Source organism: Microcoleus sp. Aus8_D2 (assembly GCF_036702665.1).
In the GTDB taxonomy this organism is placed as follows: domain Bacteria; phylum Cyanobacteriota; class Cyanobacteriia; order Cyanobacteriales; family Microcoleaceae; genus Microcoleus.
In genome coordinates this window covers 32,596-46,367 of the sequence record NZ_JAUBUN010000005.1, presented here as the reverse complement: position 1 = coordinate 46,367, position 13,772 = coordinate 32,596, and the positions used below count along the sequence as shown (strand labels likewise).

16 protein-coding genes are annotated in these 13,772 nt (G+C 46.3%); 10 read left to right on the top strand and 6 right to left on the bottom strand.

Annotation, left to right across the window (positions count from 1 at the left end):
• Window positions 1-307 precede the first annotated feature (307 nt).
• The 5 genes from QUB64_RS05505 (at window position 308) to QUB64_RS05485 (ending at window position 4,208) form a co-directional block, all read left to right on the top strand.
• Complete coding sequence (locus QUB64_RS05505) at window positions 308-1,675, top strand: aldehyde dehydrogenase (RefSeq protein WP_333265954.1); 1,368 nt, start codon at window positions 308-310, stop codon at window positions 1,673-1,675.
• A gap of 157 nt (window positions 1,676-1,832) precedes the next feature.
• Window positions 1,833-2,153 carry a nucleotidyltransferase domain-containing protein gene (locus QUB64_RS05500; protein ID WP_333265663.1) on the top strand — a complete coding sequence of 107 codons (321 nt, stop codon included), beginning with the start codon at window positions 1,833-1,835 and terminating at the stop codon, window positions 2,151-2,153.
• Window positions 2,154-2,342: 189 nt separating this feature from the next.
• On the top strand, window positions 2,343-3,227 hold the full coding sequence (locus QUB64_RS05495; RefSeq protein ID WP_333265661.1) for a Uma2 family endonuclease: 885 nt from the start codon (window positions 2,343-2,345) through the stop codon (window positions 3,225-3,227).
• A 182-nt stretch (window positions 3,228-3,409) separates the two neighbouring features.
• A complete protein-coding gene (locus tag QUB64_RS05490; RefSeq protein WP_333265659.1) occupies window positions 3,410-3,802 on the top strand; it encodes a hypothetical protein in 393 nt (130 codons plus the stop codon).
• A gap of 55 nt (window positions 3,803-3,857) precedes the next feature.
• Window positions 3,858-4,208, top strand: a complete 351-nt coding sequence (locus QUB64_RS05485; protein ID WP_333265657.1) for a 4a-hydroxytetrahydrobiopterin dehydratase — start codon at window positions 3,858-3,860, stop codon at window positions 4,206-4,208.
• 8 nt (window positions 4,209-4,216) lie between these two features.
• Here QUB64_RS05485 and QUB64_RS05480 read toward each other — a convergent pair whose 3' ends face one another.
• Window positions 4,217-4,966: a response regulator transcription factor gene (locus QUB64_RS05480; protein ID WP_333265655.1), complete on the bottom strand. Its 750-nt coding sequence runs from the start codon at window positions 4,964-4,966 to the stop codon at window positions 4,217-4,219.
• Between the two features lie 601 nt (window positions 4,967-5,567).
• Here QUB64_RS05480 and QUB64_RS05475 point away from each other — a divergent pair.
• A complete protein-coding gene (locus tag QUB64_RS05475) occupies window positions 5,568-5,822 on the top strand; it encodes a DUF6761 family protein (protein ID WP_293250926.1) in 255 nt (84 codons plus the stop codon).
• Window positions 5,823-6,146: 324 nt separating this feature from the next.
• On the opposite strand, the gene grxD is transcribed toward QUB64_RS05475, so the two are convergent.
• From grxD to QUB64_RS05455, 4 genes are read right to left on the bottom strand one after another with little or no spacing between them, the layout of a single operon-like run.
• Complete coding sequence (gene grxD, locus QUB64_RS05470) at window positions 6,147-6,467, bottom strand: Grx4 family monothiol glutaredoxin (protein WP_332944533.1); 321 nt, start codon at window positions 6,465-6,467, stop codon at window positions 6,147-6,149.
• A gap of 8 nt (window positions 6,468-6,475) precedes the next feature.
• Window positions 6,476-6,640, bottom strand: a complete 165-nt coding sequence (locus QUB64_RS05465; RefSeq protein ID WP_333265652.1) for a hypothetical protein — start codon at window positions 6,638-6,640, stop codon at window positions 6,476-6,478.
• Window positions 6,641-6,656: 16 nt separating this feature from the next.
• Window positions 6,657-6,917: a BolA family protein gene (locus QUB64_RS05460; protein WP_194010483.1), complete on the bottom strand. Its 261-nt coding sequence runs from the start codon at window positions 6,915-6,917 to the stop codon at window positions 6,657-6,659.
• A gap of 43 nt (window positions 6,918-6,960) precedes the next feature.
• Window positions 6,961-7,584: a hypothetical protein gene (locus QUB64_RS05455; protein WP_333265649.1), complete on the bottom strand. Its 624-nt coding sequence runs from the start codon at window positions 7,582-7,584 to the stop codon at window positions 6,961-6,963.
• Between the two features lie 219 nt (window positions 7,585-7,803).
• Here QUB64_RS05455 and QUB64_RS05450 point away from each other — a divergent pair, with 219 nt between their 5' ends.
• From QUB64_RS05450 to QUB64_RS05435, 4 genes are all read left to right on the top strand, one after another.
• Window positions 7,804-8,121, top strand: a complete 318-nt coding sequence (locus tag QUB64_RS05450) for a type II toxin-antitoxin system HigB family toxin (protein WP_333265648.1) — start codon at window positions 7,804-7,806, stop codon at window positions 8,119-8,121.
• 153 nt (window positions 8,122-8,274) lie between these two features.
• A complete protein-coding gene (locus QUB64_RS05445; protein WP_333265646.1) occupies window positions 8,275-8,673 on the top strand; it encodes a helix-turn-helix domain-containing protein in 399 nt (132 codons plus the stop codon).
• 136 nt (window positions 8,674-8,809) lie between these two features.
• Complete coding sequence (locus QUB64_RS05440) at window positions 8,810-11,137, top strand: S8 family serine peptidase (protein ID WP_333265644.1); 2,328 nt, start codon at window positions 8,810-8,812, stop codon at window positions 11,135-11,137.
• 564 nt (window positions 11,138-11,701) lie between these two features.
• On the top strand, window positions 11,702-12,604 hold the full coding sequence (locus QUB64_RS05435) for a peptidoglycan-binding protein (RefSeq protein ID WP_333265642.1): 903 nt from the start codon (window positions 11,702-11,704) through the stop codon (window positions 12,602-12,604).
• A 74-nt stretch (window positions 12,605-12,678) separates the two neighbouring features.
• On the opposite strand, the gene QUB64_RS05430 is transcribed toward QUB64_RS05435, so the two are convergent.
• Entirely contained in the window at window positions 12,679-13,158 is a 480-nt protein-coding gene (locus tag QUB64_RS05430) for a hypothetical protein (RefSeq protein ID WP_333265640.1), read from the bottom strand.
• Window positions 13,159-13,772 lie beyond the last annotated feature (614 nt).

The following is a 13,772-nucleotide window of genomic DNA, read 5'->3' as shown; positions in this document are numbered from 1 at the left end:
CGCAGAGAACGCAGAGAACGCGGAGGGAGAAAGAAAGAGTTGACAATTTATTGAGACTTGCTAGATTTTGGTATTAATATGCAGTCAGAGATGAATTTTGTTTTTGATATTTGCATGAATTTTCAGAGGTATTTTTTTTTACCGCAGAGAACGCAGAGAACGCGGAGGGAGAAAGAAAGAGTTGACAATTTATTGAGACTTGCTAGATTTTGGTATTAACAGGATGCAGTCGGTTTTGGCGATCGCATTTTATACCATTTTTTGTTCTCCTGTTGTAACATTTATTTATAGACATGGAGGACAAAATATGCTATTGAGTGTCAGCGATACGATCCGGGAGCAGCGACAATTTTTTGCTACTGGGAAAACTAAAGATGTGGATTTTCGGATCGAACAACTCCAGAATCTCAAAAGTGCGATCGCCTCCAATCAATCACGGATTGTAGATGCTGTCAAGGCTGATTTAAACAGGCCGGAGTATGAGGCGTATTTTGAAATTGCTGCGATCGCAGAAGTTAATTATGCCATCAAAAACGTGAAATCGTGGGCCAAGCCCAAAAAAGTGCCAACATCGATCGATCAATTCCCCGCCTCAGCCCGCATTTACCCGGAACCTTTGGGCGTGGTTTTAATCATCGGGCCCTGGAATTACCCGTTTCAGCTCATGATATCACCTTTAGTCGGGGCGATCGCCGCCGGCAACTGCGCCATCCTCAAACCCTCAGAAATCGCCTCGCACACCTCGGAAGTTGTCGCGGATATGATCCTCACAGCCTTCGATCCCGCCTACATCTGCGCGATCGAAGGAGGAGTCGAAATCAGCAAACAATTATTAGCCGAAAAATTCGACCACATCTTCTTTACCGGAGGCACAAAAATCGGTAAAGTAGTCATGGAAGCCGCCGCCAAACACCTGACACCTGTAACATTAGAATTGGGCGGCAAAAGTCCTTGCATTGTTGACTCAGACATTCAAATTGAATATACTGCAAGACGCATTGCTTGGGGCAAATTTATCAATGCCGGTCAAACTTGTATCGCTCCGGATTACCTGTTAGTTGACAAAAAAGTTAAACCCGATTTGATGCAAGCAATTAAATCATCAATTCACGAATTTTACGGCGACGATCCGCAGCAAAGTCCCGACTATTCGCGAATTATCAATCAGCATCATTTAGGACGTTTGGCAGAGTTTATCAAAGACGGCGAAATTGTCGCCGGCGGCCAAACCAATGCCGAAGATAAATATATTGCGCCAACGGTAATTGACAAGGTTTCCTGGGATTCGCCAGTGATGCAGGATGAGATTTTTGGCCCGATTTTGCCAGTTTTGGAGTATGAGGAACTCTCGGAGGCGATCGCCCAAATCAACGCCCGCCCCAAACCCCTAGCTTTGTATTTGTTCTCGAAAGATAAGGAGAAACAAGAGCGAGTTTTGCGCGAAACTTCTTCGGGTGGAGTTTGCATCAACGACACAGTTATGCAAGTCGGAGTCACAACTTTACCTTTTGGCGGAGTTGGCGACAGTGGCATCGGTAGCTATCACGGTAAAGCGAGTTTTGATACTTTTTCACATCAAAAAAGCGTGCTGCAAAAGTCATTTTTACTTGACTTAAAATGGCGCTATGCTCCATATTTAGGTAAGTTAGACTTGATTAAGAAAATTATCGGTTGAGCGATCGTACTTGTGGGGCGGGTAAACCCGCTTAAATTTGAGGCAGGCTAGAAGCCCACCCCACAAGAGTTTATTTTTTATAATTGAATTAAAAGCTGATTTGCTTAGCCAAAGAAACCCGCCCTATTCCCAATATTATCGGTTGAGTTATTCCACTATGAACGAGAATTTACCGGAAATTTTAGCTGAACTGCGCCACTACTTTAATAATTTGTACGGCGACAGACTTGTGCAATTAATTCTCTACGGTTCCCAGGCGAGAGGAGACGCCAAACCAGATTCTGATATTGATATTTTGGTTGTTTTGAACGAACCTGTTAGTGCTGGCAAAGAAATCGCTCGCACCAGTGAATTTGTTGCCGCTTTGTGCTTAGATCGTACTGTAGTAATTTCTAGTGCTTTTGCTTCCGCAGTACGTTTTCAGGAAGAGAAAAGTCCTTTCTTTCTAAATGTTCGCAGAGAAGGAGTACCGATTTGACACCAGAACAAATTGCTCTTTTAACAAAAGCTAAAGGTTTGTAGTGCGGACTTTAGTCCGAATCAAATTCTGCGGACTAAAGTCCGCACTACAAACCTTTTGAATTTAAGGAAATTAGCGGCTGGGAAATCAGTCACTTGCTTAATCTTAATTGAGTTAAAATAATGTTAGTTATTACCCCAAATTATTATGTTTCCTAAATATCCGGTGCCTCAAACAGAGCCGCCCCGATCGCCCAAAGAAACGCTCCCCACGATGTACGATCTACCTAGCGAAAATCCGGAGGAACCTGGTTTTCCCGATGAATTTCACGGCCTGCAACCGCAGTTGCTGAGCCATACCTTCCGCCCTTCCAACTATTCCGCTTCCCAAATATTTACCGGAAGCGACATGAATCTTTATTATGATGTGCGTCACCCGTTGTGGTACAAGCGCCCGGATTGGTTTGGAGTGGTGGGAGTTTCCCGATTGTATGATGAAGTCGATATGCGGCTGAGTTACGTCATTTGGCAAGAGGGTGTTAATCCTTTTGTGATTGTAGAATTGCTTTCGCCGGGAACAGAAAAGGAAGATTTGGGAGCAAATGATGGGGAACAATTACAGTCTGAATCTGAACAAATAGCAGGTAACGGTAATATAAACCACGAACAGATTCAGGCAAAACCGATGAGAAAATGGGAGGTTTACGAGCAGGTTTTGCGGATTCCTTATTATGTTGTTTTCAGCCGCTACACCAATCGATTAAGGGCTTTTAAATTGAACGGAGCTCGCTATGAAGAATTGGAACTTTCTGACTCGCGCCTGTGGATGCCTGAGATTGATTTAGGCTTGGGTTTGTGGCAGGGAGATTATCTGGGAGTCGATCGACTGTGGTTGCGCTGGTACGATAGTGAAGGCAATTGGATTCCTACTCCCGAGGAGCGGGCCGAGCAGGCACAAGAGCTTGCCGAGCAGGCACAAGAGCTTGCCGAACAGGAAAGACAGCGTGCAGAGATTGCCGAAGCTCGCTTTGCATCTTTAATCGAAAGACTGCGGGAATCTGGCATCGATCCCGATCGATTTTTGAACGGTTGATACTGAATTGGGCGGGAAAAGAGAGAAAGTGCGATCGCTCTTTGATTAATTATACGAAAAAAGGGGCGATCGCTAATTTCACTTTACAAGCAGACTCTCGATGTAGTAAAATAGCGGCTCAAAGGCGATTTTGACTATTTATATTGAAAAAACTCTTATCGTTTCTTGCCGTTCCAGCGATTATGGCTTCTGCCTCGTTTGCAAGTTACATTCCACCCAGCTATGTGCTGCGAGTAGAAACTGTAAAACTGGGAATGCTGCGGCTAACAAATACTTCAACTGCCCCGATTTATGTCAAAAGCTTTGTCCTCCGCAACCACACAGTCAACGAACTCGGCAAACGAACCGGAGAAGTTGATAAAATCTTGGTGGATGTCAATGCAGCGATCGCTCCCGCACACAGCATACTAGAATCAATTAAGGCTCGTCCATATCAGACAACCGCAAATACTGAGCTGGTGCAGTGGAATGAAAAACGCAAAGTTCACCGAGACGGATTGCTAATCTGTTTTATTAACGATTTCAATCACAATGTCTTTGTAACTCCTAACGGACATTTGCCCTGTCCGAAATAATTAAAATCAGAAATGTCATACTATCTTTTAGCATCTTCTCATCAAACAGCAATTTATGGAACCTCTAGCAAAAGAACGTTGTGCCGCTTGCCTTCCAAACTCTCCCCGCGTCACAGCTTACGAAATTGTCCAACTTAAGCCTCAAATTCCCGACTGGAATTTGATTGAAAAAAATGGCATTCCTCAGTTAGAACGCACCTACAAATTCCCGGATTTCAAAAGTGCGATCGCCTTTACTAACAGCGTCGGCGAAGCAGCAGAAACTGAAGGGCATCACCCCGCACTGTTAACCGAGTGGGGAAAAGTTACGGTTACTTGGTGGACTCACGCGATTTCTGGGTTGCACCGCAATGATTTTGTGATGGCGGCGAAAACAGATGCGATCGCACATCAATTCCTAGCATAAAATCAGACTTACCGGCTGATGATAGTCTCAGAAGTCAGAGCTCCGGACACCGGTGAATGCTGTTGATTCGCATTCAACAATTCCAGATTCAGCCGGTAGCCGACATTCCGCACAGTTTGAATTAGACTCGGCTGTCGCGGGTCGATTTCGATTTTTTTCCGCAGAGAGAGTACGTGAGTGTCGATCGTGCGCGGGTTGTCAATTGCATCAGGCCAGGCCCGACGCAGCAAATCGGAGCGCGACAGAGGCACTCCTCCAGCCTGAGCCAGCACGTACAGCAGGCTGAATTCCTGGGGAGTAAGCTCGATGTGTTCTTCGTGAAGCCTGACTCGGCGCTGTACCAAGTCAATTTTTAGCCGCCCGCACTCCAGCATCGCGGGCGGTACCATCGTGCGGTTGCGGCGCATCAGGGCTTCCACCCTCGCCATAAATTCTTGCATCCCAAACGGTTTAGTCAGGTAATCGTCGGCGCCAGACTTCAAACCTTCCACAATATCCGCTTCTGAATTCCGCGCCGACAGCATCAAAATCAGCGATTGCTGCTGCTGTTGGAGCCAGCGGCAAAATTCCAAACCGTCCCCATCAGGCAATTGGGCATCAAGAATCACTAGGGTTGGCTGGCGGCTGAAAAATATTTCCCTAGCATGACTGATATCCGCTGATTGGTGCACCCAGTGACCGACTTGCTGTAAGTGCCAGCCCAAGAGCGATCGCAGGTGCGGATTTCCTTCAACAATTGAAATACTTGCAGATCCCACAACGGCGAGCTTCCCTTATCACTAATGGCTACCAGGTTAACAGAGGTTTTGTCAAGGTTTTGTAACCATGGCTACTCAAGCATAAGCTGCGTTTAAAGCTGCGAACAAACTGATGGTACTAATTTTAAAGATTTGGTCAAATTGCGATCGTCAGACCCCAGAAAGGTTAAATCATTCTGGCGGTGAGCTTACAATGAAAATAAGATAGCTTACAGCCGATCGATCCCATGACCCAACCACCAGCCAAAACCGACCCCCCCGACCGGGTACCCACTCCTAGGAGGTTGACAAATCGCGCAACTGACACTAGAATTCCTCCAACCGTTCGCTCGGTAGCCGGAACACTCACTCAGTTCGATCGCCAAATTCAGCAATATCCTGACTCTATTAAACGCACAACGAATAATGTAGGTGCGCGCGATGGAGTTGAGCTACTGCATTGGGGCGAGTGAAATTTTTTATGGAGGGTAGTAGCCTGTTGAGCAGGGTAAAAACTTTTATTTAGCAATCGCCTCTCTCCTGAGCTTGCTCAGTATGAATCCGGGCCGTTCCTAAATCCCGCCGTCATTATACACACCACAAAGGATTTCAAACTCACACCATGCTACAAGACACCCAAACAATCCGGCACTACCAAAAACTCACCGACGCCCTCGTCGAAATGTGGAATAGAGGTTATCGTTTCGATGACCTGCGGCTTTACTTAGATGGCTACCTCGCAGCCCTGCGACATTGTAACAGCCTGGAGCCCTATCTGATTCACAGATTAGAGGAAGAAGCAGCGCGTTACATTCACGATCCTTCCAATTTTGAAATGCCACAGACACAGACGCAAGCTGAATCAGATTACTATTAAATGCCAAATTTGGTTTAATAAACCTATTAGGTTTGTAGTGAGGACTTCAGTCCTGCCTTGACGCTTTTAATGAATAATGACTAAAGTCCTTACTACAAACAACCGATAAATAATCGGACCTGGTATGAGAGTCAGAAAGTCGTAAGCTGTAGCTGCAAAATAGAAGTTTAGTAGGGCGGGGCTGTGTCCGCCCTACTGCTGTTATAGTTAGAAATTTGGGAAAGTTTTAAGTTCGGAACTCAGAATTTTTTAAGTCTTTAACTTACAATTTAAAACTCACAATTTAAAACTCAAAACTTTCTTTCTTCTTTCCCTTCCTTGGATTTAAGAAGCCAAAGCGACTTCTACAGCTTCTTGCAATTCACCCTTTTGATACATCTCGATCATAATATCCGAGCCGCCAATAAACTCGCCGTTGATATAAACTTGGGGAATTGTCGGCCAGTTGGAATACTCTTTAACGCCTTGACGAATTTCTTGGTCTGCCAAAACATCAACTGTTTCGTAAGGCACTCCCAAAGTATTGAGAATTTGCACCACAGTATTAGAGAAACCGCACTGTGGCATTAACTTATTGCCCTTCATGAACACCATGATTTTGTTTTGCTTAACCAATTCGTCAATTCTTTCATGTGCTGTACTCATGGTATCTCCTAATATTGTTTGAAAAATTTTAAACGTTGACTGACACAGAAACCGGGTTTTTCACCAAAATCTCTCGTTAAAGCCATAGATTCCGGTGAAAAACCCGGTTTCTTTGCTTTTTGTGCTAACACTGCTAAGTAAATATTGACATAAGCACCAACTTGTGATGTCAAGATAGCAACTGAACAATTAAGCAACAGGACTTTTCGCTGCCCATTCTGCGGGAGTTAAGGTTTCCAACGCCAAAGCGTGGATAGCTTCACTAGCCATTGCCTGTTTGAGGGCTCCGTAAACCAGTTGGTGCTGCTTGACGCGGCTTTTCCCTTCAAAGGCGGCAGAGACTACTCTCGCCTGGTAGTGATCGCCGCCGCCGGTCAAATCGTCAACTTGTATCTTAGCGTCGGGCAACTCTGCCTTAATCATTTCTGCTACTTGAGACGGTGTAACCATTGGTTTCGGTGATAAAGGGCTGTAATGAATGATTTTAGTGGAACTATTTGTTAGACGATCGCGGTTGAGTTGCAGCAGGCCGGGGATAGGGCGCATCCACAAAACCCAATTCCAGTAACTGCTGGTAAGCTTTTTTGCCCAAGTCGCGAGTTGGCTGCTGCGATCGAATAATCTGAATTAGTAGGGGAACAGCCAGTTCCGGCTTGTTTTGCGCCCGGTGTACCAACGCCAGCCGGTAGGTAGCTTCGTCGCGCATTTGGGCTGTTTCCACAGCTTTGGTGCGGTGGCTGTCTGCCAACCGGATGTCAATTCCGGCAAAACTGCTGCCCAGTTGTTGGTAGAAGTTGGAGAGTTGATTGAAAATTTGGCGGGATTCTTGGAGTTTTTGAGCCGCTAGCGTGTAATTTTGATTGGAAATTGCACCGCTGGCTTCTGTCATCAAACGCTGGCCTCCGGCAATGCTCAGCAAGCTGCTATCTTGGGTAACAGGGCGGAGGTTGTTGGGGTCTGTGGGGTCGTCGGCAGGATCGACTTGTGGTTGGTTATCTGGTCTAGAAGGTTGTTGTGCTTGGGCTTGGAGCGGTTGCAACAGGGTCAAAACTGCGATCGCCCCGATCGTCATCCGGGCAGTGGAGCTAAGCCAGCAAACAGTTCCAGAGTATACCATGAAATTACTTTGCGCCTCGGCGCTTTAAAAAGATATTTAGCTTGAGCCGATCTTACCATTGGCGATCGCAACCGGCTAAGTGTAAACCAAATTTGTTCAAATGTCAAAGGGGGCGATCGAGAAAAATGTTCTTTAGGAAAAATTAAAGTAGAGACTTGACACGCTGTTCTCGTTATGAGAACATAGAGGTGTCGTTTAAAAAACGGTAACGGTACTCGAATGAGACTAATTTCCAAGAAAAATCTGGAGAGTGCGATCGAATCCTACCCCGACGAGGCCAAGGCTGCGATCGCAGTCTGGCGCAAGGCTATCAAAGACAATTGGGAATCACTAGAAGACATTCGACAGGGGTATTCCCAATCGGTCGATCAAGTCTGTGGATATACCATATTTAATATTAAAGGCAATCAGTATAGATTAATCGTAAAAATAAATTATACAACCAAAATTATTTATTTTAAAAAATTTATAACCCATGCCGAATATGACAAAATTAAGTGGAATGATGAAGATGAAGTAAAACAGAAAATAGGTTAATATCCCACTCTATACATCAGGGAAACATTACAGATTCCCTGATGTATTCAATAAATCCAAAACATTTACTCCAAACGTCAAAATCCTAATGCCGAGAAACAAACACCCACCTTCTACTTGAAAACTATGTCTAAGTAAGCAAAGGAATGAGCAATGAACATCACAATTGAAAAAACAGCTTACGGTCAACTGCTGGCGAAATCTCAGCCTAAGCCCATCCTGAACGAAGAAGATAACGACCTTGCCCTCGCAGAAGTCGATTTTCTGATGTCTAAGGAAGAATTAACCCTAGAAGAAGAAACTTTACTGAGTCTCTGGGGGCTGTTGATCGAAGAATACGAATCAAAATATTACCCAGATCCAGAAGTAACTCCCCAGGATGTTCTATTGCATTTCATGGAAATCCGCGAACTCAAACAAGCCGATTTAGTGGGCGTGATTGGTTCCAAAGGAGTAGTATCTGAGGTGGTTAATGGGAAACGGGCGATTAGCAAGGCGCAAGCTAAGGCGCTGGGAGAATTCTTTAATATTAATCCTAGCGTGTTTATTTGAGAGAGAAGACAGAGATCAAATAAGACGGCGGTTGAAACCGCTTCTATACAAACTTGCACGTGACGGGAGCAGGTTGAAGAGACCAGGCGGTTTCAACCGCCCAGTCTTCTCTCCCAAAGAAACAGGAATATTTCTGATGGTACAACCAAGCAAACCAACCTCCGCCACCCTCCAAAACTATCAAGGTATTGGAGTTCCAGAAGCCAGTCTGGCAGTGATTTTGCAGCGCGGCGGCGATGAATTGTTGCTGTCAAAAGTTCCTAACCGCTTTACAGTCCGTCCTTCAACAACAGCATCAGCATCGAACAATTGGGCTGCAACAAATCAGGCAAAACTTAACCGTCGCGTCAGCCAAAGCAATCTCGAAGAATATCTAGTGCCGCCGTCCAACCTAGATGCAGCAATGCAAGCCGCCCGCGCCAGCGATGCGGTAGCTTTTGCCAGCCATGTTTATTGTCCGGCAAACAATCCGAATACATTCTTTTATTTGACAGACCAAATTACTATTCAATTTGGCGAACAAGTAAACGAAGAATCGCGAAAGTCGATCGCCAATGCAGCAAATTTAACCATAAGTCGGCCAGTCGAAGGCATTCCCAACACCTTCATCTGCTTCGTCACCAAACAAGCAACAGAAAACCCGATCAAAATTGCCAACCGCCTGACAAGATATCCAGAAGTTTTGATTGCCGAGCCCAATATTATACTAGAAACTCAGCAGCATTATACACCCCGCGATCCGTTTTATCCCAAACAGTGGTATCTCAACAACCAAGGCGGCAACGAACTTGTCGGCAGCGCTCAAATTTATGCAGAACCAGCTTGGGATATGACTCGCGGCGTGCGATCGATCGTAATTGCGATCGCCGACGATTCAGTCGATCTGACGCACCCCGATTTTCAAGGCCAAGGTAAAATCGTCTCGCCCATCGATTTCAAAGACGGCGACACTTCCCCGATGCCAGTTGCCGAATCGGACAACCACGGTACGAGTTGCGCAGGCGTCGCTGTGGCGGAAGAAAACGGTAAAGGCACTGTCGGCGTCGCCCCCGGATGCGCCCTGATGCCCATCCGTACTAGCGGTTTTCTTGATGACGAGTCGATCGAAAAAATATTCAATTGGGCAGTGGAAAAAGGCGCCGCCGCGATCTCTTGCAGTTGGGGCCCAGGGGCAGTTTACTATCCGCTTTCCCTGCGCCAAAGTGCCACCATCACCAAAGCAGCCACCCAAGGGCGGGGCGGCAGAGGCTGCGTGATTCTGTTTGCTGCGGGGAATGCCAACCGCCCAGTCAACGGCACTGTGGACGAAAAAGGCTGGCAAAATAACGTTGTGGGCGATCGAACTAATTGGCTGTCAGGATTTGCAGTCCACCCGGATGTGATTGCCGTGGCTGCTTCCACTTCCCTCAACAAAAAAGCAGCCTACAGCAATTGGGGCAGCAGTATCTCGGTTTGCGCCCCCAGCAACAACGCGCCCCCTGGCACCTGGCTACCACAAACCGGATTTATTGCGACTGCGCCGGAGGTGTCGCAGTATTTGCCCGGTTTGGGGGTGTTTACGGACGATCGAGTCGGGGTTGCCGGCTACGACTCGGGGGACTACACGAATAGTTTTGGCGGCACTTCTAGCGCCACTCCAGTAGTCGCTGGAGTTGCAGGTTTAGTGCTATCTGCCAACCCTCGTTTGACGGCGCGGGAAGTGCGGGGAATTCTCGAACAAACTGCTGACAAAATTGTCGATGCCGATGCCGATCCGCAGTTGGGTAATCGGTTGGGAAATTATGATGCTAACAGCCGCCGCAGCGATTGGTTTGGTTACGGGAAAGTGAATGCTTTTAAGGCCGTGCAAGCTGCTGTGAGAAAGGGCGGCGGCAATCCAAATATCGGCGGTGCGAGGTTCAGCGATATTTCTGGACATTGGGCAGAAAAGTTTATTGAAGCTTTGGCTGCGGCGAATATAATTAGCGGTTTTCCTGACGGTTCTTTCGGCCCTGACAACAGTTTAAATCGCGCTCAATATGCGGCACTGTTGGTGACTGCATTTAGTCCGATTCCGAAGGCACCAGCGACAAATTTTATCGATGTTTCTGCGAGTTTTTGGGCGAAAAGTGCGATCGAACGGGCGAATCGGGCGGGGTTTTTGTCAGGGTTTCCGGGCTTGAAGTTCGGCCCGAATCAAAATTTGACGAAGACTGAGGCGATCGTATCTTTGGTTAACGGTTTAGAACTTAAGGGTTCAAATCCCGATATTTTGAAAGTTTACAGCGATCGCAGTCAAATTCCTAATTTTGCTTTAAGCGCCGTAGCAACAGCAACTGCTTTAAAGATTGTAGTAAACTATCCGGCGCGCGATCGGCTCTCACCGCAGCGGGACATCACCCGGGGCGAGATTTCGGCTTTAATTTACCAGACTTTGGTAGCAATTAATCGCGCTAGGGCGATCGATTCTCCATACATTGTCTAGCCAATAAATTAAGCATAATTCTTGTAGGGGCGGGTTCACCAACCATCAATAAGATCGGCCAGAGAGCCCGTAAACCCGCCCCGCCCCAACCCGAATATTGTGGTCGATCGACCGCAGCAAATATCAGCCGCTATAATTCGCGAGTCAAACCACTTTTTGCGTAAGTGCTGACGAAGCGATCGCTATTGCGATTATAGCTTGACATATCCAGTTACTTTCCGGGAAATCCAGGGTTTCAGACGGCGAACTAAAAACAGTCCGAACTATGACCATAAGATGGGCTACATCGGCGGAATATGAGCCAAAACCGCAGTCAATCAGAGAAATTGACTAAGCCGATAGTCATGGCGAATGAATTTTTGTAAACGTTTGCGAAAATTGCGAACACTACTATGTAAAACAAATATACAATTTGGGACTATAAAATCCATTGTGCCACCAATTAGACCTACACAATCAAGTGATGTTCAAAAGCTCTGTTGAGCTAAGGTGCGGTGTGAATCGCCCTAGCCATACAGTTTATAAATCCAGGACTGCTCAAATTGAAATTGATTGGAGAAAACCATGACTAACTCAAGCGACATTCTATTTAATCAACCTGTAATTATCGAAGCCTGTGAAGAATTTGTCCAACGGGATATGTTGGAACTTAGAGGTAGTTTCCCCGGATTGCTCCAAGATGCCCCCATGTCTTCAACTGCGGTGGTCAATGGTTTATCCCAACAGTTAATTTATCAATTGCAACTGATTGTACCCGATGCCTTTGTCAGTTTTGATGACCTCAATGTAGACTTGCTGGATGCAGCTTTTCCCTACGTACAAACTCCGGCAAAAGAGGCACTTCAGAGAGCAATTCAAGATCGAGGTCAAACGATGCAGGTGAACTCTGCCTACCGCACGATCGCCCAGCAAATGTTATTGTATAACGATCGCTCCAACAACTCTAATCCTGTAGCGCCACCGGGCGCCAGCAACCACCAAACAGGGCTAGCGATCGACATTGAAGATGCCAGAGGCTGGGAATCTTATTTGATCCCATATGGCTGGGAACCATTACCGGGCGATCCGCCTCACTTCGACTACATAGGCGACGGGACGATCGATCTTCGCAGCAACTCAATACTCGCATTTCAGCAGCTTTGGAATCTGAACAACCCTGATGCACAGATTGGCGAGGATGGCGGCTTTGGTTCCCAAACCGAAGATGCACTTAATCGATCGCCTGCTCAAGGGTTTGCTAAAGCGCCGTGGGATGACAACCCCAGAACATTGCGGTTGGCGATGCCGAGAATGGAAGGCTCGGATGTCATCAAGCTTCAGGAAGGCTTGAAAAAGGCTGGGATTGCAGTTGGGGCTGATGGTGAATTTGGGCCGGGAACAGATACAGCCGTCAAGGAATTTCAGCATAAAAAAGGTTTGAAGCCAGACGGAATAGTCGATCGCCAAACCCGCGAACAAATGGCTTGAGGTGTGAGCGCGATCGAGTTCACCAAACCTCTAACAGAACTTCCTCCGCCTGCGGTGGAAGTTCCGTTTATAGCTCAGCTTGTGGGTTTGGGCAGGTTTTGCTTCCAAGTGTCACAAATTGCAGTAGCGCTATAATTGGCAATCTTTTTGATAATCAACGTAGCGACGAGAGTAGCAACAGCAGGAGCAAGTCCCACTCCAGAGATCAGAATAGGAGCTAACATCCCAGCAGCTTTAGTGTAATTTTGGCCGATCGCTTCATCCAGGATTTTCTGAGTCTGTGGATCGTTTCCCAGGGGTTTGCACATCAGATCGTAAACTAAGGGATTTACGCGATCGAACAACCGCTGGCCAGCTTCTAGGAGCCTGGGCTCGATCGATGCTCTAGCCGCCACATTCACATCAATAGAATCCAGGGAAGCAGCGTCTATCCCTCTGGTTCCAAGTCCAGCCGCATCATCTCCTATGGCTCGAGCGCGATCGCCAATCTGTGCTGCTAGCTGATCCTCATCAAGTTCCCACAAACTTTTTACAAGAACCTCAATTTCTGCCATGATTGCTTGTCTCCCGACTTTAATTAACTAGAATATTGCCGATCGTGCTTTGCCTGCGAAGCTGATGAGTGAAAACCCGTCACCGTCAATATAGCTTAACCAAGACAGAGCTACAGAGCGGAAATCTTAACCATTCTTGAGAAAAGTGCGATCGACCCATCAAACTGCTGCTAATACCATTTTCCCAAAATCACCCAACAGTATTTGTAGGGTGCGTCGCCACGAACAATCCCTAAACTTAATCGACAATATCATAGCGACGCACCTTACACATAGAGTGAACGAAACAAAACCAACACTTTTCTGAGAAAAATATTTTTTCTAAACGTTATAAATATGTAATATTTAAATCCCCAGAAAGTTACTATCGAACCGGAAACAAAGTATTTGTAGGGTGCGTCGCCACGAACAATCCCTAAATTCAATCGACAATATCATAGCGACGCACCTTACACATAGAGTGAACGAAACAAAACCAACACTTTTAGATCGATATTTTTTCTAAACGTTATAAATATGTAATATTTCAATCCCCACAAAGTTACTATCGAACCGGAAACAAAGTATTTGTAGGGTGCGTCGCCACGAACAATCCCTAAATTCAATCGACAATA

Coding starts and splice junctions, on each gene's coding strand:
- QUB64_RS05495 (WP_333265661.1), top strand. CDS start 2,343: ATGTTTCCTAAATATCCGGTGCCTCAAACAGAGCCGCCCCGATCGCCC.
- grxD (WP_332944533.1), bottom strand. CDS start 6,467: ATGAGTACAGCACATGAAAGAATTGACGAATTGGTTAAGCAAAACAAA.
- QUB64_RS05445 (WP_333265646.1), top strand. CDS start 8,275: ATGAACATCACAATTGAAAAAACAGCTTACGGTCAACTGCTGGCGAAA.
- QUB64_RS05440 (WP_333265644.1), top strand. CDS start 8,810: ATGGTACAACCAAGCAAACCAACCTCCGCCACCCTCCAAAACTATCAA.
- QUB64_RS05500 (WP_333265663.1), top strand. CDS start 1,833: ATGAACGAGAATTTACCGGAAATTTTAGCTGAACTGCGCCACTACTTT.
- QUB64_RS05505 (WP_333265954.1), top strand. CDS start 308: ATGCTATTGAGTGTCAGCGATACGATCCGGGAGCAGCGACAATTTTTT.
- QUB64_RS05475 (WP_293250926.1), top strand. CDS start 5,568: ATGCTACAAGACACCCAAACAATCCGGCACTACCAAAAACTCACCGAC.
- QUB64_RS05455 (WP_333265649.1), bottom strand. CDS start 7,584: ATGGTATACTCTGGAACTGTTTGCTGGCTTAGCTCCACTGCCCGGATG.
- QUB64_RS05435 (WP_333265642.1), top strand. CDS start 11,702: ATGACTAACTCAAGCGACATTCTATTTAATCAACCTGTAATTATCGAA.
- QUB64_RS05430 (WP_333265640.1), bottom strand. CDS start 13,158: ATGGCAGAAATTGAGGTTCTTGTAAAAAGTTTGTGGGAACTTGATGAG.
- QUB64_RS05485 (WP_333265657.1), top strand. CDS start 3,858: ATGGAACCTCTAGCAAAAGAACGTTGTGCCGCTTGCCTTCCAAACTCT.
- QUB64_RS05460 (WP_194010483.1), bottom strand. CDS start 6,917: ATGGTTACACCGTCTCAAGTAGCAGAAATGATTAAGGCAGAGTTGCCC.
- QUB64_RS05490 (WP_333265659.1), top strand. CDS start 3,410: ATGGCTTCTGCCTCGTTTGCAAGTTACATTCCACCCAGCTATGTGCTG.
- QUB64_RS05450 (WP_333265648.1), top strand. CDS start 7,804: ATGAGACTAATTTCCAAGAAAAATCTGGAGAGTGCGATCGAATCCTAC.